Source organism: Candidatus Nitrotoga arctica, from assembly GCF_918378365.1.
Classification (GTDB): Bacteria; Pseudomonadota; Gammaproteobacteria; order Burkholderiales; family Gallionellaceae; genus Nitrotoga; species Nitrotoga arctica.
Genome location: NZ_OU912926.1, coordinates 3,198,360 through 3,219,394, shown reverse-complemented (window position 1 = coordinate 3,219,394; position 21,035 = coordinate 3,198,360). Strand labels below are relative to the sequence as shown.

Genomic DNA, 21,035 nt, shown 5'->3' with positions numbered 1-21,035 from the left:
GTGTATTTATTTTTTAAAATGTAAAAGCACCCCGCCGGGCTGTAATGCGATAGTTTCAATGAACCCTCCACCAGAAATAGATAGGTTCCGGGCAAGTGCTGCATTGTTGGCTTGCCGTGGATTGAATAATAAGTGGGTAATGCTGTGCAGCATGGTGAGCTGAGTCTGCGGATCTCGCGCCGCTGGGGGTAAAGGCAAAGTATCACATTTACAGGCGATCATGGTACGGCTTGGCCATTGACTGGCAACACGTAAAGGAACAGGATTTGTTTCGCTTGTGTCTTCTTCAGCGATTTTACGGTTATTTTCAGCTTCTTCAACAAGAAAATGAATTAATTTATCCTCGTCGGATAAAAAGCCGGACTGTCGAATTTCGTAGTGGGTTTTATCCGCCCGCATAAAAACTGTGGAAAGAATGATAATAAACAGCAAAATTAAGCCACGTTGCTGTATAAATCCCTCACCTGCACGAACCTGTCGCGATTGTAATAATAAAGGGATGCCAAAATATAAAATAAGACTTAACGCAATTGTGGCCCAAGTGGAATCACTGGTTGTAACTCCTAGCGTCAACCCAATAAGAAAAGTGCGTCCAGTAAAATCTGACCATAGGTTGCGGTATTGTTTGGTGACGATGATTAGAAGCCCCGCAAGCATGAATCCTCCTGCTATCCAACTGACAGCAGATAATTCACCTCCCAAGGATGATCCAAGTATAGCAATGGTGAGACTTTTAATAGGGTTTTGGAACCATTCGACGTAATTCCAACCCCTTAAGATGAGTAAAGTAAAGAGAGCAACAAAACTTACCCCTATAAAAAAATATTTCTGTTGCTTCTGGTCTAAGGGATCTTTGTACCATGACCAAAGCAGCGATAATGGATAAGCTAGGCCAATGGGATGCAAGCTTACGCTGAAGGCGCTGACTAGTAATTGGGAAAAATACCAACCCCCACCCGGGCTAGGATTTGCTCGATATTCCGTATTCAGCCATGCACCTAATGCAAACGCTGGCAATATATAAATGCCCGGAGAAAGTGTATCAATTTGTTCTAGCATTAACGGCGATATAATTAGTAAGCCACTGGCAATTAAAGCACTTTCAGCATTGACATTGTGTCGGTTCCATAAATAAAGTAACCAAATAGCAAATGCTAGCAAAAGGGTAGTGAAAATTTTGGCTGCAAAAACATTACCTGTCCAAAGAAACGCCACAGGTAAAAACAACAATGTGCGCAAATCGGGCGCGCCAAAAGTTACAACTGAAGCTGCCACCTGATCAGCGATTGACCATACCAATAAAAGAGATTTGGCAGAACCCTCATCTAAATTGTAAAGGTCTTGGCGCAACAAAAAGAGAATCGCTGCACCCCATAATGACAACGAAAGATATCCCCAGTAACGAAGAGGGATACGCGACAGAAAGTTATTAATGTTCATAATCAATATTATTGTTTGGTTTAGGTGCGCTATGCCTTGACAAGGTTAAGCGTAGGGTTTTATTATATCACTGCATTTTTATATCACTGGATTTAGTAATTGCTGGTATCTACACTATTTTTTACCAGAAGGAATTCGGTTACAGCGTAAATTTGCTTGAAAACATCCGAGTTCCGTTTAAAAATTAGTAAAAATATCTAAATATTTTAGAAAAAACCGGGGAGGAAATACAAAATGCAGGCAAAGTCAATACCATCTAGATCCTTTTGGATTATTATAGTTGCGGGATTTGTGACGGGCATGGGTAATGGTAGTGTGTTCGGAGCTGCCCTTATGTGCTGGATGGGGCGTGGAGGATTCACAGATTGGGGTGGAGTAGGTGCTGGTTCATATATACCTACAACATTTAATGGTTTTATGAGTTTCTGTATGTTTGCATTTGGCCTTGCGTTTTCTTTAATGTTGGCACTTGCTTTAAAGCGTCACGATACGATTGAAAATTCCCGTCATGCTTAGATCGGTGCTCGCTTGCGTAAAACAATTGTTTTAAAAACTGACGACCTTAAATAAGGAGGGGAATATGCTTGTACTAATAGCGGGGGTGTGCTGTATGCTCTTGGCATTTTCGAGTATGTGGTTATCGTGGTACGTATTAATGCCGCATAAACGTATTCATTTGCCGGGGGGGGACGTTCTGGGGGACACGGTGGGAGGTACTGTGGGCGAAATAATTTCTGAAGAGATAGCTTCGATAGCGCCGCATAAAACGTCAAAAAAATAAATTGTTGAAATTATAGTGAAAATAACACTAAGTGCAGCAGCCATTGAGTCTGCTAGAGCTAAAAAAGGAGATGCAGCATGATTCTTAAGTATTTGTTTGCTAAAAATGAGGCTATCCCGGTCGGTTCGGCGGCGATTTTCTTCGGGTTTTCTTCCATTTTATGGTTCGTAATCGGGACTGGATTGGGGTCATTTAATGCGGCTAAGCTTGCGTTCCCTGATTTTGTAACTGGGACGGAAATGTTTGCTTTTGGCCATATGCGTCAAGTGCACGTGTTGGCAGTGATTTTTGGCTGGATTTCGATGGCATTTGCAATGGCCATGATGTATATCACCCCGATACTGGGGAATACAAAGCTCTGGTCAGAAAAGCTTGGCTTGTGGAACTGTATGATGTGGAATATTGCATTGGCTACGGGTCTATCTCTATTATGGATGGGAGTAACCTCGGGACGCGAATATTCTGATTTCCCATGGCCAATAGATTTGGGTATCGCTGCTTTTGTAACTATTCCTTTGGCGACTAATGTATGGATGACCATAATAAAGCGCCGTACCCAAGGTATTTATACGACAAACTGGTTTTTTGCAGCATCAACTTTTATGTTGTTTATCGTATTTTTGGTTGGTAATCTGCCAGAGTATTTCCATCTTACGGGCTTAACCGAAGCTTACATGACGTGGTGGTTTGCGCATAACATTCTGGGATTGTGGATTACTCCCGTTGCTGCAGCGATTGCCTATTACGTTATTCCAAAAGTGACCGGCAATCCATTGTATTCGCATCGTATAGGCCACTTGCATTTTTGGTCCATAGTTGTGTTTTATTCCACCCCGGCCGCGCATCATTTGATGTCTGCCCCCTTACCTGAATGGCTAAAGTCTTTTGCTTCGGTGGAAGGGGTTTTGATTTTGGTGCCAGCGATTGCATTCGTGTCAAATATACTTTTGACCATGCAGGGTAAATGGAATATGTTTGTTGAAAACATCGAAGTGCGTTTTACCGTGGTGGGCGTATTATTGGCGATTCCGCTTAATATGCAGGGCGGTTTCCAACAAACACGCTCGATCAATTGGTACATTCATGGTACTGGTTGGATGGTGGCACACGCACATCTTGCTTTGTTAGGATTTTCGACATTCCTTGAGGCTGCAGCTGTTTACTTGGGTTTGCAAACGTTGATGAAGCGTAAGTTGTACTCGCTGACGCTAGGTAACTTGCATTTCTGGTTATTATTGATTGGATTTAGTACCTATTGGATATCAATGACGATTGCTGGTTTAATTCAAGGCGCTGGTAAAATTTATGAAGTGCCATACATTGATGTCGTGATTGCCGAGCATCCCTATATGATCGCTCGTTGGTTAGGTGGTACCATGGTATTTTCTTCGACCCTCATTTGGTTATACAACATGTGGATGACTGCGCGTGAAGGTACTGTTATTCCGGCCGGACGCATGCCACACGAATTGGCGTACGAACGTTAAACCTATAACTTTAAGACAGAATCTGGGGAGAAAATTATGAATTTTAGAGAGTATAGAATCGGTTCCAGAGCGTTTGGGATGGCATTCGGATTGTCAATGAGTATAACTTTGTTTTTTCCAAGTTTTGATCTTGCGGCTTCAGTGGTCTCCGAGGTTGGTTTGGATAAGCAATTAACTTCAGGATGGGATTCGGGGTGGCAACTTGCAGATCCAGTGCTGAAGGGCTTGAATAAGCCATTGAAAGTGCTGGTCAGAAAAGATCCGAAAAGCGGTGAGTCAATGGAGCCAGTATATGCTTATGTATATCCTGCAGGCACGTCATTGCCCAATGGAGTGACGCATACGGCTAATTTGGGTAAAGGGGTAGAAGAGCTTAGTGTCAAGCAAGGTCGCGTAAATGAAGCAAAAAAAGAAAGCGGCGCCGTATTCCTAATTAAGAAAAGTGATGAATTGCAGACTTTTGAGGGTAAACCACTTTCATATATAGAAAATGCGACTGCCACGAAAGGCTGGACTCCAGACGAGGTTTTAAAACTTGCTGCGGATGCAGATATTTTACATGCCGGATCTGGAAAAACCATGTTTGTACGTGAGGGTTGTTGGTGGTGTCATACATTGTTGCCTGAACAAACGCAAGATTGGCAGGTGTTTGGTGCTCCCCCGATGCTGGGTGACTTTAATGGGGAATCTCCAACAGCATTTGGATCTGACCGCAAAGGACCAGATTTGTTGCACGTAGGATCGCGCAATTCGTCTAGAGAGTGGATGATGCTGCATTTCTTTAATCCGCGTTTAGTACAACCCCATTCTATTATGCCCCGTTTTGATTATTTATGGGGTGAGGTGGACGTAAATGGCAAAAAAATTGATTACAATAAATGGCGTTCTGAGTACGACGAATATCGGGAAGGAAAAATCACTACTCCCCCAGATGTGCCTATGTACGCTAAAGATAGCGAAATTCGAAACTTGATTGATTTTGTTATAAATCTGAAATAATTTAAGGGGGACATGAAATGACTTGGGTTTTTAATGCTCCACTGGTTAGTTTGTCAGTTGATAATACTGTAGAACGAAGTAAAGCACTTTGGGAAGCTGAAGATCTTGGTGGTATGACAGAGGATAACAATCGGTTACCGGTGCCTGTTGTTATTCTTGTTATGTTAACTGTCGTAACGGCATTTTTGACTACTTTCCCGCTTTGGGGACAGCGTCCCACAGCTGCGATCTATGCTGACTTTATTAAAGTTATGGATAATCCGGAAATCCAGTCGATACAAGAAGCTCAAGGCGATGATGCAGCAATGAAACGTATTATTGAGATTAATAAAGACAGTCCATTGAAAGGTCAGCAGGATCGACATCCGGTGACTATGAGTGATTTACGTGTTCTCAAACCACAAATCGAAGAAATAATGAAGATTCCAGATGTAGATCTTAAGGATTACACTGTTGTTGGTCCAGAGGTAAAAATCGCTAATTTTGAAGGTAATTATCGTGCTAATGGTAAACGAGAGCGTCAACAGCCTTGGTGGGATAAAGGATATTTAATTGACCTATTTTATCTTACGATGTTCTTTGTTGGCGTAACAGTTACTGTGAAGCGGTTGCCTCCATATACCTGGCAGCCTCGTCATCACGATCATGATCAACGTCACGGTGACAGACGACATAACGTTTAGTTTTTAAATGATATTACAGGAGGCACTATTATGATAGATTATGACTATGCACCTACCGTATTCGCGGCAGTAATTGCATTTGCAACATTTGCTCCATTTTTTTATAGCTTCTTTGTGGACGATTATGATAAGAAAAGTCCTCAAATAAGATCGAATAAGAGTTAATATTTCGGCTAGAAAGCTAAATGAATAAGGTATGCCGCCGTATAGGCGGCATAATCTTTTTATAGAGATTCATTCGGAATGAGTGGAGACAATTATTTATTCATTTCTTGAAAGATTAAATTTAGACAGTGTGTTACATATATTAGCTAATACAGCGTATTCACCTAAATTAGATTTAAGCATAGAAGGTATGCGCAGCCAACAATTTAGCGCGGGTGTGTTTTTTTTTATGCTGTTGGGAGTTTTAGTATTTTCTGGCATTGTTTATATGGTTATGTTCGGCAATCATGCACCAAAAACGATGAGATCTGGGGAGAAAGTGATGTTTGCATTAATAATTTTAGGCATCATAGTTGCAGTCATTTTTGGTGGGCTACAAATGCTAGGCGGATATCTTTATTAGACTAACTCATTAGGGGAGCTACCTAACGATCGATGGAGGAAATATGGAAAACTACTTGCAATCAATGGATGATGGATGGTCTATTTACCTTTGGCTTATTGTTGGCGGATTGATTATTATTGCTGTCATTTATTGGATTAGGTGGGGGGTGAAGAATGAGCAATTCGATGAAGACATCAAGTATTTAGTATTTGATGAAGGTGATAAAGAAAAAATGTCACCTCAAGAATATGCAAAAAGTCGCGAGGTAAATGCCACACAGATGCAAAGCCGGGAACGTGTATTAAAGCGTCAGGAAAAAGAAAAGCAATAGGACCAATGAAACTAGGCGAAAAAATTGTTTTTATAGTAATTGCGATTGTTGTTGTAGGTTTTATGGGACGTAATCTATGGCGTCTCAATACTATTCAGGAAGTCGATAAAGGTATTCCCTATTACAGCACTGCATCAGCTACTCTCGAACGCGCTGCTATGGATATTTATCGCCAGCAAAATTGTAAAAGCTGCCATTCATTGTGGACGGTGCGTGATCTTATGAAAGCCGTCCCGGCCCCAATATTGGATGGTATCGGTTCTTTGCGTAGCGAAGACTGGTTTTACCAGTATTTTTCAGCCATAAATCCTCAGGCAATATTGCCATCCCGTTTGAAGAGGGAATATCAAATGCCATCTTATGTGCAACTGTCGGAAAGTGAACGACGACTTTTGGCGCGCTATATGGCAAACCTGAAGGTGCAAGATTGGTATCTCGAAGAAACACGTAAAGCCGAACATGAAATACTTACAGGTCAAGAATATCGTCCATGAGTAGACTGCCGCCTTTGACCAAAGCCAGATTTTTCAGCGGGGTCGTGGCAGTTATCATGGGTTGTGCGCTGAATTACTTCGGCGACCGCTTACTTGGAGTAAAAATCGAGTTATTTCGCGGCATTCTTGACTTTAATGGGCTGTGGGTCATAGATATGCTGGTGTTACCTTTTTTTGTCGGCGTATTGGTTGCTGTTATTTTTGGACTTGGCGGCAAATGGTTGTGTTACTTCCCTCCGTTAATAGTTAAATCGATTAGTTACGTGGAAAGTATTTATTTCAATACAGTTCCGGAAGATGCATCGCTAATTCCTTTTGGCCTGTGGGGTTTGTTTGTAACTGTCGTTATGACCGCGGCAGCATTCGGTGGGGTCATGGGTGAAATTATGGTAAAAGGCACTTACGGACGAAGTCCGCGAGTTCTTTTATATAAGCAACGTTCCGACAACAAAGAAAGTGATATTTAGATGGCGGTTACTTCTGCAAACAGAAAAACTGTACTTCCTGCTGTAGATTATGCACGTCGTAAACGTTACTTATCGGCTACTTTTGTAATTTGCTTCGTCTTGTTAGCAATTGGAATTACCCTGTATGTGGTAAATCAGGGGTTCGAACGTATGGGTGAAATGCGCACGCGTGCAACTTACGAATTGAAAGATGAATCATCCCACATACGCGCTGCTGGTGAAGATTTAGTATTGCATAGTGTGCATGAGGCCGATAAAAATCATACGGTAGGATATAGTGCGATAGAAATTGAAAGTTTGCTCTCCAAAGAAGAGTGGCTGGAAGTAGATAGTATGGTATTAATCCCTGAGGGAGCTTTTTCGATGGGTACAGATTTAGAACGTGCAGATGTACAAAATCGTCCGCAGCATACAGTTAAATTACCTGCCTTCTGGATAGATAAATACCCTGTAACTAATGCACAATATGCCAAATTTGTAGTCGCTACTTCACACCGTCCGCCGCTAAACTGGAAAAAAGGAAAAATTCCTCAAGGCGAAATGTTGCGCCCAGTTACTATGGTGTCTTGGTATGATGCAACAGCGTACGCGAAGTGGGCAGGCAAGCGGCTTCCTTCTGAAGCGGAATGGGAAAAGTCTGGGCGTGGAACGGATGGTCGGCGGTGGCCGTGGGGTAACAAAATGGAACCGGAGCGGTTAAATACTTATTACAATGTAGGTTCGACAACCAACGTGAATGCTTATCTCAATGGAGTTAGTCCATATGGAATAATGGATATGGCGGGTAACGTAAATGAGTGGACAGCGGATGATTTTGCACCCTATCCTGGATCTGACGCGCCGTCGGATTTGTTTAAAGGAAAAGTCGTGCGGGCGACAAATAAAAAAGAGGTTGACGTTGTGCCGACTGGGGGAAGCTATAAAGTATTGCGTGGTGGCTCATGGAAGGGGGACCCATTCTCCTCCGCAGTATTCCATCGAAATTTCGCTTTTGCAAACTATGCTTCTGATTTTTTTGGATTTCGCTGTGCGAGTAATCTCGAGGTAAAGGATAAAAAAGGGTGAGAGTGCTCAAAATTTTGTGGCGCCTAGGAATGGTTCTTGGTCTCACATTGTCTTCGGTAAAAATGAGCTATGCAGTGGATAGCTACCGTTTTCTTCATGTGCATATTGATACGCTCTGGTTTATTTTTTTATTTCTGCTGGGTATTCTTTTTGTTCCTTTTATTCTGATTGCGGTGTTGACATGGCATTACGCGGAAAGCAAAACCGATCCGAAAGAGCAGCAGGCAGTTTCAGTCGAGAGTGATAAATAATGGCGAGTGCAAAGGGTAGCTCTTATCCATGTCTATTAGCATGTTGGCTGATTACAGCGGTGTTATTTTTGATGCTTGCTCTACCAAACGCGCGAGCTGAAGATAACGATCAAAAAGGCGATAGTTCTAAGGTGATGGAGGCGTTTGAACAGCAAGCCAGCCAGATTAAAACAGATAGGCCCTCAACCATCCAAAAAAAACATTTGACGATGTTTTTGTTGGGTGTGCCATTGTTAATTTTGCTCCTAATTACTGGCGCGCTGGGCATTGCTATGGGGATATATGGTAAGCAAGTATTCGTGCTACATATGATTTCTGCCGGGCTTACTATTACACTGGCTTTTGTACACGCAATTGTCGGCGTTATTTGGTTTTATCCCTTCTGATTCAATTACAAAACGATGTGGCCTATTTTTGTCGACGCTTAGCCCCGTATCTGTTGCTTATCAAACAATTTCAATGAAACACTATTCATGCTTCGATATTTTTTAGTTTGTTTTGAGCGTTGCGTTGGTGCGTGTTGAACGATGTTTCTGCCCTGCTCCCACTGTCCGGTTAGCTGGATCTTCGATGAATTTGCTGTGATAGTAGATGCATTCTCCTTGTGCACCAGATGAAACTCAAAATCAGTTTGGTTTGGCGCATCAAAAAAAATTCATCGAACGGGTGTTATCGCTACACCGCAGTGATACTTCGATGTGTAGATGGTCAGTGCGAATTCATAGTCTATTAGAACCAGTCAAAAAATAACGTGCATGCTGCACCTGCAATTATAGAGCGTGCTAAATTTGGCTCGCCATTTCATCAGTAATGCGACTGACCAGGGCTTCAATCCAGGCGATTAAAGCAAACGCATGTGGACTCCCGTAATTCTCAGGGCTATCCCATCCGCAAGTTGTTCCACTGCGGGAAAGCTAAAGATATTGCCGCTTATATGAAGCTCACTGGAAACTATGCGGATATACTAAGTTGTTACTTAACAATTAAAATTGCACATTTTTGCGCTGTTATCAATATTTGTTTTAATTATATTACAGTACATTAAGGTTAGTTCATGCTGGTGAAAGAGTCACAATCATTAATCCCAAAGCGTAATTATTGGCCACTGGCAGCGCTGTATGGGTTATTTGGTATGACTAGCGTGGCATACGAAGTATTGTGGGCGCGCATACTTTCTTTGCAATTCGGTGTGAGTATTTTTGCGGTGGTACTGACTGTCGCCGCATTTATGGGAGGGTTGGGAGCGGGAAGTTTATTTGCGGTACACCGGGCTTCCCAAATCAAAAGACCGTTGTTGTTGCTTGCTGTATTGGAAGGGGGTATTGCTGTTTACGCCTTACTCTTGCCCCTGATTCTGCAAATGACATCGGTGGGAATGGAAGGCGCGGCTGCTCAATTTTCGTTATTTCAATGGTATGGCCTTATTGCTAGTGTTGCATTGTGTTTGTTGCTGTTCCCAGCTTTTATTATGGGAGCAGGGTTTCCATTGATTTTAGCATCATTGGGAAATAGGCCAGAGCGACTGGGGAAGATTTATGGTTTAAATACCCTAGGTGCTGCTTGCGGCGCACTGTTACCACTTTGGTTGCTGCCTGCTTTGGGCTGGGTCTGGGCAGTCAGAGTGGTTGCCGCGATTGGGTGTTTGGGAGCTGTTGCGCTGTTGCTGCTTTCATCGCGGTACACCACAGTGCAGGTTACCGAGAGAAGTGTTAGGGCAAGTCGACCACGTCTAACTTTTCTGTTCGCCTATGCCGCAATCGGTGCGGCAAGTCTGATCTTGCAAATAGCTTGGACGCGCCTGTTCGGCATGGTGATGCTACGCACCGAGTACGTGCTGGCAGTGATTTTGGCGTCATTTCTGTTGGGCATTGGTAGCGGCAGCTTGATCGTGCCACGCCAGCACAGGCAAGTATGGTTTGTAATCTTGCCCATTGCTGCCGGAGGATTTACCGTATTGAGTTTGTGGTTGTTACCTGCACTTTCGGCATGGGTGGAGCGAGCTGAGTTTGCTTCTTTATTTGAAGCATTGAGAATGCAGGGGTTATTACTCATGCTGGTAACTCTGCCAGTTACCGTGGCACTTGGAGCTTGGCTGCCTTTGTTAAATGGCCGCTCGAATGGCGGTGGGGTATGGTTGTATGGAGCTAATTCATTGGGTGCCGCGTTCGGCGCGGTAGTTGCAGGGGTGGTATTGATTCCGCTTTGGGGCAGCGCTGCTACGGTGGCGGTGGCAGCTTCGGTATTGTTGATTGTGGGTTTAACTTGGGCGCAGTCGCGTATCGCATGGCTTGCCGTACCAGTTTTTTTAATGGCAGCATGGCCAGTTGTAAAGTTACCGCCAGTTAATATGTTATTGCCGCAGGCGCAAGCGGGAAGCAGAGATTTATATTTTTACGAAGACGCCATTTCGATGACTCATGTGGTGGAGCAACAAGACGGGCAGCGTGTATTGTTGACTGACTTACAAAGAATGGATGCTTCAACTGATCCTACGGCGGTATTCGTGCAGTCCAATCAAGCGCGTCTTCCGTTACTGTTGCATGAACAGCCTCGTTCGGTGCTATTTCTCGGGCTAGGTACTGGAATTTCTGTGGCTGGTTCGCTAGCGTTTCCAAATTTAAAGCGTAGTGCTGTTGAACTATCACAGGGTGCGATTGAATCCGCAGTGAGTTGGTTCGCCCCATTAAATCGCAACGTGTTGCGTCAAACTAAAGTGGAACGTGACGACGTACGGCATTTTTTAAGCGCGAGTCGGGATCAATACGACGTCATAATCGGCGACGTGTTTCATCCGGATTTGGCAGGTTCAAGTTCTTTATTATCAGTCCAGCAATTTCAGCGCGTGCGTAATCGCTTAAGCGAAAATGGACTATTTGTTCAGTGGTTGGCACTCAATCAATTTGACAACAAATCTTTGAACGTAATTTTTAATAGCTTTCGACGGGTTTTTCCAGATGCGCAAATATTTCTCGATGGAATGCATCTAGCCTTGGTCGGTCCACAGCAGAAGTTTATGGGGGCGCAGGGGTTGCTGCATAATTTGCAGCGTTTGTCCTTGGGGCAACAGGATGAGGCGACTGCTGGCGAAGGGGGGTGGACTTGGCTCGGACGCTATTGGGGGCCACTGCCGGTTAGTCAGGAACAAGTGCAAGATGAGTGGTCGCCAGTGATTGAATTTCGTCTGCCACGCGCGCGCTACGCTGGTGAATTAGATGTGGCAAAATTATTACAGATTTTGCTTAAAACCAGGCCGAAAATGGAAGCTGCTGCAAATTTGCTTGGCATTCGTGACCACGATAAAGAGGCTTTCGAACGCGCTTACGTAGCCAGCGAGCTGATGACGCGAAGCTGGCTTGCGGCTGCGCGTGGCGCAACGCAACAGGCTAACCAGCTGACGCATCTGGCTTATAAGGCGAATGCAAAAGATCGCTGGATTGCTTATGCGTTGGCTGATAATATGTTTTCATCTTTAGCACAGGCGCGCGAGCATGGATTGAGTGAGAAAGAGGCGTTGCAGAAAATTTTGCGTCTTAATCCATATCACGTAGAAGCGGTGCGTGCATTGTGGCGAATTGAGCGGAATGCGGGTGATGCACACGCGGAATTGAGTCGTGCGCACTTGCTGGAGCTGAGCCCGCTTGACCGTGAAGCAAATACGACAGGGAATTAATTGAATTATGGCCAGCGGCGTCAAGTATAAATCCATTTCCAGTATCCCGGTCAAGGTTATCGGCACGGTCGTAGGTTCCAAGCCAACTCATTCCGAATTCCGTTGGAAGCGGCGGTTAGTGCAGATGCTGGTACTGGTACTTGTTGTACTAATTCCGGCTAGCGGCCTATTCCGGATTGATCCGGGTGCGGCCGCTTTTGTTGTGCTTGATAGGCAAATCTGGCTGGCTGATTTTTCCTTGGTAACCGGGGCATGGCTTTTTTTGGCGAGTAGTTTGGTGTTACTGTACTCGACTGCAGGTACTGTGTTTTGCGGTTGGGTTTGTCCTCAAAATAGTATGGCCGAGTGGGCTAACAATCTTACGCACAAACTATTAGGTAAGCATGCCGAGGTAAGCTTAACTGGCGAAGCGCCGCGCGTGGCGGGTGCCAAGAATAAGATCATGAATTGGATGTTGCTCGGCGTTGCATTTTTTGGGGCGGCTATGTTTTTTGCGCTAATCCCATTATTTTATTTCTATCAGCCAAGTGTGGTGTGGTCTTTCGTAACACTGCAAGAAAATACCCAGCTAGCGGGATCGTTGCATTGGATTTATGCGGTATGTGTCGTGATCGTTTTCATAGATATTGCGTTAATAAGACATTTCTGGTGCCGCTACGCCTGTATTTACAGAGTTTGGATGCATTCGTTTAAAACCAAGCAGACTTTGCATATAGCATACGATGCCAGCCGCAGCGATGAATGCGCCAAATGTAATTATTGTGTCACTTCTTGTTTTATCGATCTGGATCCGCGCAAAACTGATATTTATGACAGTTGTATCAATTGTGGCGATTGCGTTGATGCTTGTAATCGCTTGCATAATAAACAAGGAGTTCCTGGGTTATTACGTTTTGATATGCTTGAACGCACGAATAAAAGTGTAAATAAATTTCGTGGCGTCGCAATTTCTTTGTTTGCCCGAATGGGCTGGACGTCCCCCTTCGTGGTATTGGGTGCGGTGATGTTTATTTGGGGATTATGGTCATATCAACCTTATCATGTAGTAGTGGGCAATGCGGATATCCAGCAAGGTCGTACGGTTCAAGAATATCGCATTGCGCTTTCCAACAAACTGTATCACTCAGCGGAGCTACACGTACGTGTGTTAGGCTTGCCGCCGGACAGTTATCGGCTCAGCGCTGAGAACGTTAAATTACCACCAGTCGGGCGAGAATCGCTTATTCTTTCCATCGCGCAAGATTTGCCACGAGGCTTACATTCTGTTGTAGTTGAAGTTTCTGCAGGTGATACCTGGATGGGCCGATTCCCTGTTCAACATTTTTCCGAACAAAGGAGAAAGCTATGATCGCCAGCGATATGGGTGAAAAAGATCGAGGTTTATCGCAAGTAGATGAGCCGCGCTGGGGTGAGAAGCCGGATGACCATTTTGGGTATGCTTCTGATGAAGAACGTATGGCCAAACGTGGGCTTGAAGATTGGGAATTGGTAGAAACCATCCCTGAATCGCAAAAAAAGATACCTTATTGGTTTGTAGGAGTGACTGTTGCGGTGTTACTGGTTGCGGTGGGTTTGAGTTTCCCATTTTGGGGTCTCCGACCGGGTGATGAGCGCCCTTGGGTGGACTGGGGGTTTATCATCGCTTTATTTTATGTTGCTGCCGGAAGTGCATTTGTTCGTTTCATGGTAAATCTATATGGATCGTCTATGGGTGGCAAGCTGGATTCAGATAAAAATAATAAAGAACAATCCCATGAGCTCAATGCAGAAAAATAATTCGCATACCCCCGTTAGCCGACTGCGGAGTACATATGTAAAATATATTAAGTTGTTTTTTTTGGTGCTGCTAACCGCATGTGGCAGAGACCAAGTTGCTGATACGCAACCGCAAAAATGGCAGGGTGCGGAGGTACGAGTTGAATCAAGGCCCAGTCCACCGCGTCCTGGAATAAACGAGTTTTTGGTGATAGTGACTGGTGAACGTGGACCAGTCCATGACATTATGGTTTCGGTGCGCACTGACGACCAAGATCAATGGATACAAGCAATACAAGATGGGGAAGTAGGTGTTTACCGCAGGGCGGCTAAAGTTACCCTAGGCACCAGGTCCGTGTTACAGGTGCAAATAAAACGCAACGGCGCTGAAGGAGTTCTGCGCTTCCCGCTGAACTTATCGCCTTAGCAATAAATAGTTTTTAAGGATTCCGGTCGTTATTTTTAAGTGTGAGTAAGACATTAGCAAGATAGATGCAAAAACCTGTCGCCATGATCATTCCTGAACTGGCTACGATGGGTCCATAAAAGCGGTGTACTTGTGCCATAGCTTGCAGGTTATTTTCTAGTAATAAATTTCCTTCCAGGATGCCAAATACTACTTGCGTAGTGTAAAAATAAAATACTCCGATAGTTGTCCACCAAAACGAATGGTTTATCAAACGTATAGAGTAAATTGCTTTTCCGCTAATAATGGGGAGCAAATAATACATGGTTCCCATTGCCAATATCACTAGCCCTCCGATTAAGTTTATGTGTGCATGTGCCAAGGGATCTATCATGTGCCCAGGGCCACCGTAAGGGCTGCCGATAGAATCCAGCCAAGCTCGTATTGACGGAATCACTTGCAACATGCCATGCATTGCACCGAAGAAAAAAGAAATTGTGGAAACCAACAAAAACTTAATTAAGTGGGCGAACTCAGTGTTGTTTAAACGCATGGGAAGTGTCGGTGTGATGCTTCAATAACGAAAGCACGGCCGCATATGGCCGTGCTTGAGCGAATAACAGGATAACGATTTTTATCGTTTTGAGAATTTGTATTTGTAATAGAAGCTGAGTAATATTTATTTATTACCTTTTTGACCTTCTATAATCCGTTCAATACCTAAGCCAGCCAAGATTGTGGCGACAATAATGCCAGTGCCGAAAAGCACTATGGGAACCAATATTTCCATGATATTACTCCTTATGTATCGTTATTTATAATAACCATTATTACCTAATAGTTAAGTGTATCTAAAAGACATTCGACGCGCAAGTATTTCTCACAACCAGCATTGCATGCCTGACTCAGACACAATATAATATTTATGTAAATTATATTACTAGTTTAATTCTGGTCAGTATATTTCTCTCTTGGTGATACTTCGTCACGGTTGTGTTCCTAGCGGGGTGTTATGCAACTAAATGTTAAGATATAAATTATTACTCCTACCGTAGGAAAAAAATGTCAAACGAAAAACCATTAAGACCAATAGCTTCAGTTCGCACATATCCTACCGATACAAACAATGTAATTTGCCTTGCACTAACAGATACTAATGGCACTGAAACAGAATTTATTATCAACCCAGAAGGATTGAATGCTCTTATATACCCAGTTCTTGGACTTGCTTCGAAATGGGCAAAAGAACCGGATTTAAAAGTACAAACTTGGTCTGGTCCAAAGAATGCACTCCCAGCACAGCATATCGAATTAGCTATTGGCCGAACTGCTACTGAATGCGCTTTACGGGTGTTTATGGGGGAGGTTGAACTAACATTTATTATTCCTCTCGACGATGTGCTTAAGGCTGCTGCAAAGCTTATGCAACATCTCGATAAAGATTCTGGAAGTTCAATACATTGAGTTGTGTAACTTCTGATCTTCCATGTTAAGCGTGGGTCTATTTTGCTTTAGATATGCACTTTAAGCTCTTCTCAGTAGCAAATTTGCTCTGTTTCGATACGCGCTCATAGCATCCCTCAGAATAATGCTAATTCGCTGAGCGCCTTTGTTTATCCGCTAGGCTAGATGTACTTCAGATTGTGCAACCCCCATCAATCAGATCGGAGAGGGCTAGTCGACCTTTCTCCGGGGAACGGGTTGACAAACTGTTCGTCTGCCCTATCTTAATATTCGGCTTGTCAATTCCTACAGGTCAAGGTGCCGATTCAGTTATCTCTTTATTACCTATTAAAACAAATAAATACGCAATTTTTTCTGGTTATTCAGGGTAGCTAATCTTAAACAAAAATGCGCCAACCTATTAAAACGTAACGCTCCAACAAAAACAGCACAACAAATATCAACAGCATGAAAATCACGAAGCGTACTATCTGCCACGCGAGATTTAGATAGCGGCGATTGCGGGTAATCATGTACGCTCCACCGGAAAAGATAATGAAGAGAGCGGCCAGGACGAGTAGCAGACGCAAAATGAGCAAAGTATTTGTCCTTACAGTTGATTCGGTGAATTTAACTTCCCTAATCTTTACTCAGCTCGTCGGTGAAGGGGCGGTTGCCTGATGAAGAATCAGGCAGTCTGCAATTGTAAACGCAGGAATGCCGGCGCTTCCTCAGTCTTGTTGAAAGTCACGAATTCCCACGCTTGTTCATCAGCAAGCAAGGTGCGTAGCAAGGCATTGTTCAGAGCATGGCCAGATTTATAACCAGAGAAAGCGCCGATCAGCGGATGTCCGAGCAAATATAGATCGCCAATGGCATCTAGTATTTTGTGCTTGACGAACTCGTCCTCAAAGCGCAACCCATCTGGATTGATGACGCGATATTCATCCATCACGATGGCGTTGTCCAAGTTGCCACCCAGCGCCAATCCCTGAGCCCGCATATTCTCAACGTCATGCATGAAGCCGAAGGTACGGGCGCGGCTTACTTCTTTGATGTAAGAATGTTCCCCCAGATCTATCGTTACATGTTGTTTAGTAGAGGCAAATACAGGATGGGAAAAATTAATAGTAAAGTTAAGTTTGTAGCCGTTGAATGGTTCGAAGCGCACCCATTTGTCACCGTCTTTGATCTCTATGATTTTTTTTATGCGGATGAATTTTTTTGCCGCAGATTGTTCGATGATGCCTGCAGATTGCAAAAGGAAAATAAATGTTCCGGCGCTCCCATCCATAATGGGTACTTCTGCGCTCGTCAAGTCAACAAAAGCATTATCCACGCCTAGCCCGGCAAAAGCGGACATTAGGTGTTCTATAGTGGCTATACGCGTGCCGTTTACTTCCAGGCAGGTGGACAAGCGGGTATCCTGCACCACATGCGCTTCAGCGCGTATCACCACCACCGGCACAACATCAACCCGGCGGAATACGATGCCGCTGTTTGCAGGTGCAGGAGACAAGGTAAGATTAACTCGCTCACCAGTATGCAGCCCAACCCCAGTAGCTTGCACCGAATTTTTTAATGTGCGTTGGTTAACCATGTTGCTTTAAAAGGCTTATAAATAATTTTAAATTTTAACATAGTTCATTCTGGCACCGGTTTATACCGGTGTTATACAAGAACTTCTAAACAAATCGCGCCCATATTGCAGTGTGTCAATTCGATACGCAGATGAATCAAACGCAGGGAAATTACCATAAAGTGATTTCCCATTCTTTGAAGCAAGTCTCTTACTCGTTATTCTGCCTTTGTGTCTACTGATCGCAACGCCCAATTAAAGATGGGATGCTCGCGCTCCTAGAACGGTATTAATCTGCTTGCTTGCGCAGAAAGGATGGAATATCCAGTGTGTCAACACCAGACTGTTTCATCGCTTCGACTGCTTCGCGGTGACGGCCATTACGGATTACTGCCGGCATTTCAAGCTCTTTATAATTGACCGCGAAGATTGGTTCGTTATGCGTGCCTGTGCGTTGCCCATATACAAGTTCGGGCTTACTTTGCTTACGTTCCAGCGGCGAGCCCAAGCCAGTTGCCACAATGGTCACTCGCAGTTCGTCACCCATGCTCTCATCGAACACAGAGCCGACTATTACGGTGGCTTCTTCAATGGCAAATTGCACGCTGTTGGTAATTTCCCTGAATTCTCTCAGGGTGAGTTTGCTACTGGAGCTGATATTTATCAGCACACCGCGCGCGCCTGCTAAGTTCACATCCTCCAGCAAAGGGCTGGACATGGCGCGTTCGGCCGCAACTTTAGCGCGATCAGATCCAGAAGCAGTAGCCGATCCCATCATCGCCATGCCGTTTTCAGACATAAGGGTGCGCACATCGGCAAAGTCCACATTCATCAGGCCGGGTACATTAATTACCTCGGCGATGCCCGCCACTGCACCCTGTAACACACTATTGGAGGCGCTGAATGCATCCAGTAAACTAGTGTCTTCGCCCAGCACGGTCATCAATTTTTCATTTGGCACGATAATAAGTGAGTCCACAGACTCGCACAGTGCTTCGATGCCAGCTAGTGCCAAACGCATGCGCTTGCCTTCGTGAAGAAATGGTTTGGTCACCACGGCCACGGTGAGGATGTCCATTTCCTTGGCTATCTGGGCTACTACGGGTGCCGCGCCGGTGCCCGTGCCGCCACCCATTCCTGCAGTGATAAATATCATATTGGCACCTCGGATCAAATCGGCAATGCGCTCGCGATCTTCCTCGGCAGCGGCTCGTCCAACGTCCGGAATGGCCCCCGCACCTAGTCCCTTGGTAATAGTGGCACCTATTTGTAATTGAGTGCGTGCTTTGTTGCGATTGAGTGCTTGGGCATCGGTATTAATGACGATGAACTCTACGCCCTGTACGCCTTTTTCAATCATATGATCCACTGCATTGCCGCCGCAGCCGCCCACGCCTATAACCTTAATTACCGCGTCCTGAAGTTGTACATTCTCGATTTCAAACATTGTTTTCTCCCTTTTGTTTACGATATAAATTCAAACACTTAATGATCTACTTGGTTATGCTCAGCTAGAAATTAGTCCACTAAAAATTTCCTTTGAACCATGCTTTCATGCTGTTCAGCATCTCGCTGAAAGAATTCGAGCGCTGACGCGCAGCCTGATTGTGCTGGTACTGCTCCAATCCATAGAGCAGCAAGCCAACACCGGTGGAAAAACGGGGTGTTTTCACCACATCAGATAGTCCTCCTATATAGCGCGGCAGTCCTAAACGCACCGGCATATGGAATATTTCTTCACCCAGTTCCACCATGCCCTGCATGGCGCTGCTACCTCCAGTGATGACGATGCCCGAGGACAGCAAATTTTCGAATCCACTGCGACGTAACTCAGCCTGCACCAGCATATAGAGCTCCTCCACGCGTGGCTCAATGACCTCTGCTAAGGTTTGCCGCGACAACATACGTACACCTCGCTCACCGACTCCGGGGACTCCGATCGGGCCATCGTCAGCGAGCTGGCGCAGAGCACAGCCATATTTGATCTTGATGTCTTCGGCATCGGTAGTCGGAGTGCGCAAAGCCATTGCGACATCATTCGTAATTTGGTCACCTGCAATCGGAATGACGGCGGTATGACGAATCGCGCCACCCGTAAAAATCGCCACATCGGTAGTACCGCCGCCGATGTCCACTAAGCACACGCCTAAATCTCTCTCATCGTCCGACAGCACCGCCTTGCTGGATGCCAACGGTTGCAGGATCATTTCTCGCACCTCCAGCCCGCAACGGTGCACGCATTTCATGATGTTCTGTGCCGCTGCGACCGCACCAGTTACGATATGCACCTCGACCTCAAGGCGCATACCGCTCATACCCAGCGGCTTCTTGATATTCCCTTGCCCATCGATGCTGAATTCCTGTTCCAAAATGTGCAATATCTGCTGGTCGCCAGGCAAGCTTAGCGAGCTGGCGGTTTCAACTGCTCGGTCGATGTCAGCCTGCGCAACTTCTCGATCTTTAATCTTGACCATGCCATTGGCATTGGAACTTTTAATATGGCTGCCCGCGATACCCGTGTAAACCTCACGAATTTTGCAATCAGCCATTAACTCGGCATCACCCAGTGCTCGCTGGATCGCTGCCACTGTCGCATCAATATTGACCACCATTCCCTTCTTCATGCCGGAGGATTCGTGCATTCCTACGCCAATGACTTCCATGGTTCCTTCCGACTTGACCTCGGCGACGATAGTGACAATCTTGGAAGTGCCGATGTCCAGCCCTATGATCAAATTCTTGTTTTCCCTGCTATTACTCATTACATTTCTCCACTGCCTAAACTTTTTGCGTTGTGTTGTTTGGACGATGCATGTACTAAAATACGCGTTCCATTATGAGAAAAATCCTCTGTCGAATTTAGCTTCGCCCTACATTACTTTTTTTCCCGACCATGCCCAGACCGTTTGCTGTACTCGACAGGTAAACGGCAAAGCCATTGCGATAACGCAAATCCACATATTCTGCCCTGCGTTGCAGTCCATTTTGATGCGGAGCTTTTCCCGCATGTAAAAGTTCGTAATTTTGTTGCATGGGCATCAGGCTATATGGATACACTGCCACAAAGCGCGCCAAGCGCTGCTTTGACTGCTCACGCCCCAATTCCAGCAGCATGCCGTTGTTCAGGCGCAATCGCCAGGAACGGCGCGGGGACAAGCTGATTTCTGTAATTTCCTGCTTAAGCGGTGCAAGCTGCTCAGTCAATGCGACATACATCTGGGTCACTTCGGCTGCGCCATCGGGCTGCCCGATGAATTTCGGCAATAGCTTGTCCGTTTCAGCCGAAAACACTTCGCCGTGGGTGCTTACCAACCCTGCATTGTTCCAGTGTGCCAGCGCTACATGCTCTTCCAAGCTTATCTCAAGTCGCCAGGGGAAATGGCGCCGTATGCTTACTTTACGCACCCAGGGAATGCTCTCAAAAGCCCGCCGCGTACGTTCCAAATCTAGAGTGAAAAAATTACCGTGCAATTCATTGCGTACCATAGCCTCAATCTGAGCAGGAACCACCTGGCGCGGCGCTGTACTAATAGATATGACGCGTAGCGCAAACACTGGCATGTGCAACGCATAGTGCAACGCGCCATATGAAACCAGTACGAAGCAAATGCCGAATAGTGCGCTGGATATCATG

22 protein-coding genes are annotated in these 21,035 nt (G+C 45.1%); 15 read left to right on the top strand and 7 right to left on the bottom strand.

Going from position 1 to position 21,035, the window contains the following annotated elements; translation table 11 throughout:
• Positions 1–6: 6 nt before the first annotated feature.
• Complete coding sequence (locus tag MKZ32_RS14880) at positions 7–1,440, bottom strand: hypothetical protein (RefSeq protein WP_239797987.1); 1,434 nt, start codon at positions 1,438–1,440, stop codon at positions 7–9.
• Between the two features lie 234 nt (positions 1,441–1,674).
• Between MKZ32_RS14880 and MKZ32_RS14875 the strand changes: the two genes are divergently transcribed.
• The 14 genes from MKZ32_RS14875 (at position 1,675) to MKZ32_RS14810 (ending at position 13,994) form a co-directional block, all read left to right on the top strand.
• Positions 1,675–1,956, top strand: coding sequence for a hypothetical protein (locus MKZ32_RS14875; RefSeq protein WP_239797986.1), 282 nt, complete (start codon positions 1,675–1,677; stop codon positions 1,954–1,956).
• Positions 1,957–2,298: 342 nt separating this feature from the next.
• On the top strand, positions 2,299–3,708 hold the full coding sequence (locus MKZ32_RS14870; RefSeq protein ID WP_239797985.1) for a cbb3-type cytochrome c oxidase subunit I: 1,410 nt from the start codon (positions 2,299–2,301) through the stop codon (positions 3,706–3,708).
• Between the two features lie 36 nt (positions 3,709–3,744).
• Positions 3,745–4,707, top strand: a complete 963-nt coding sequence (locus MKZ32_RS14865) for a cbb3-type cytochrome c oxidase subunit II (protein ID WP_239797984.1) — start codon at positions 3,745–3,747, stop codon at positions 4,705–4,707.
• A gap of 17 nt (positions 4,708–4,724) precedes the next feature.
• Positions 4,725–5,390 carry a hypothetical protein gene (locus tag MKZ32_RS14860; RefSeq protein ID WP_239797983.1) on the top strand — a complete coding sequence of 222 codons (666 nt, stop codon included), beginning with the start codon at positions 4,725–4,727 and terminating at the stop codon, positions 5,388–5,390.
• A gap of 247 nt (positions 5,391–5,637) precedes the next feature.
• Positions 5,638–5,958, top strand: coding sequence for a hypothetical protein (locus MKZ32_RS14855; protein WP_239797982.1), 321 nt, complete (start codon positions 5,638–5,640; stop codon positions 5,956–5,958).
• 43 nt (positions 5,959–6,001) lie between these two features.
• A complete protein-coding gene (locus MKZ32_RS14850; RefSeq protein WP_239797981.1) occupies positions 6,002–6,271 on the top strand; it encodes a hypothetical protein in 270 nt (89 codons plus the stop codon).
• 5 nt (positions 6,272–6,276) lie between these two features.
• Positions 6,277–6,765, top strand: coding sequence for a c-type cytochrome (locus MKZ32_RS14845; protein WP_239797980.1), 489 nt, complete (start codon positions 6,277–6,279; stop codon positions 6,763–6,765).
• A complete protein-coding gene (locus tag MKZ32_RS14840) occupies positions 6,762–7,232 on the top strand; it encodes a hypothetical protein (protein WP_239797979.1) in 471 nt (156 codons plus the stop codon). The genes MKZ32_RS14845 and MKZ32_RS14840 overlap by 4 nt, the downstream gene beginning before the upstream one ends.
• Complete coding sequence (locus MKZ32_RS14835; protein ID WP_239797978.1) at positions 7,233–8,297, top strand: formylglycine-generating enzyme family protein; 1,065 nt, start codon at positions 7,233–7,235, stop codon at positions 8,295–8,297.
• A gap of 29 nt (positions 8,298–8,326) precedes the next feature.
• Complete coding sequence (locus MKZ32_RS14830; RefSeq protein WP_239797977.1) at positions 8,327–8,548, top strand: hypothetical protein; 222 nt, start codon at positions 8,327–8,329, stop codon at positions 8,546–8,548.
• The gene (locus MKZ32_RS14825) at positions 8,548–8,934 is read left to right on the top strand and encodes a hypothetical protein (protein WP_239797976.1); all 387 of its coding nucleotides are present in this window, start codon (positions 8,548–8,550) and stop codon (positions 8,932–8,934) included. The genes MKZ32_RS14830 and MKZ32_RS14825 overlap by 1 nt, the downstream gene beginning before the upstream one ends.
• A gap of 668 nt (positions 8,935–9,602) precedes the next feature.
• Positions 9,603–12,218 carry a fused MFS/spermidine synthase gene (locus tag MKZ32_RS14820; RefSeq protein ID WP_239797975.1) on the top strand — a complete coding sequence of 872 codons (2,616 nt, stop codon included), beginning with the start codon at positions 9,603–9,605 and terminating at the stop codon, positions 12,216–12,218.
• Positions 12,219–12,225: 7 nt separating this feature from the next.
• Positions 12,226–13,566 carry a 4Fe-4S binding protein gene (locus MKZ32_RS14815; protein WP_239797974.1) on the top strand — a complete coding sequence of 447 codons (1,341 nt, stop codon included), beginning with the start codon at positions 12,226–12,228 and terminating at the stop codon, positions 13,564–13,566.
• The gene (locus MKZ32_RS14810) at positions 13,563–13,994 is read left to right on the top strand and encodes a hypothetical protein (protein ID WP_239797973.1); all 432 of its coding nucleotides are present in this window, start codon (positions 13,563–13,565) and stop codon (positions 13,992–13,994) included. Before MKZ32_RS14815 ends, MKZ32_RS14810 begins: the two co-directional genes overlap by 4 nt.
• A 419-nt stretch (positions 13,995–14,413) precedes the next feature.
• On the opposite strand, the gene MKZ32_RS14805 is transcribed toward MKZ32_RS14810, so the two are convergent.
• Positions 14,414–14,932, bottom strand: coding sequence for a cbb3-type cytochrome c oxidase subunit I (locus tag MKZ32_RS14805; RefSeq protein ID WP_239797972.1), 519 nt, complete (start codon positions 14,930–14,932; stop codon positions 14,414–14,416).
• A 509-nt stretch (positions 14,933–15,441) separates the two neighbouring features.
• Here MKZ32_RS14805 and MKZ32_RS14800 point away from each other — a divergent pair.
• Entirely contained in the window at positions 15,442–15,843 is a 402-nt protein-coding gene (locus MKZ32_RS14800) for a hypothetical protein (RefSeq protein ID WP_239797971.1), read from the top strand.
• Positions 15,844–16,220: 377 nt separating this feature from the next.
• On the opposite strand, the gene MKZ32_RS15530 is transcribed toward MKZ32_RS14800, so the two are convergent.
• From MKZ32_RS15530 to MKZ32_RS14780, 5 genes are all read right to left on the bottom strand, one after another.
• The gene (locus MKZ32_RS15530; protein ID WP_256449862.1) at positions 16,221–16,355 is read right to left on the bottom strand and encodes a hypothetical protein; all 135 of its coding nucleotides are present in this window, start codon (positions 16,353–16,355) and stop codon (positions 16,221–16,223) included.
• A gap of 155 nt (positions 16,356–16,510) precedes the next feature.
• Positions 16,511–17,422: a UDP-3-O-acyl-N-acetylglucosamine deacetylase gene (gene lpxC, locus MKZ32_RS14795; protein WP_239797970.1), complete on the bottom strand. Its 912-nt coding sequence runs from the start codon at positions 17,420–17,422 to the stop codon at positions 16,511–16,513.
• Positions 17,423–17,690: 268 nt separating this feature from the next.
• Positions 17,691–18,848 carry a cell division protein FtsZ gene (gene ftsZ / locus MKZ32_RS14790; RefSeq protein WP_239797969.1) on the bottom strand — a complete coding sequence of 386 codons (1,158 nt, stop codon included), beginning with the start codon at positions 18,846–18,848 and terminating at the stop codon, positions 17,691–17,693.
• 79 nt (positions 18,849–18,927) lie between these two features.
• Entirely contained in the window at positions 18,928–20,163 is a 1,236-nt protein-coding gene (gene ftsA, locus MKZ32_RS14785; protein ID WP_239797968.1) for a cell division protein FtsA, read from the bottom strand.
• A gap of 97 nt (positions 20,164–20,260) precedes the next feature.
• The gene (locus MKZ32_RS14780) at positions 20,261–21,034 is read right to left on the bottom strand and encodes a cell division protein FtsQ/DivIB (protein WP_239797967.1); all 774 of its coding nucleotides are present in this window, start codon (positions 21,032–21,034) and stop codon (positions 20,261–20,263) included.
• Position 21,035: the final 1 nt, after the last annotated feature.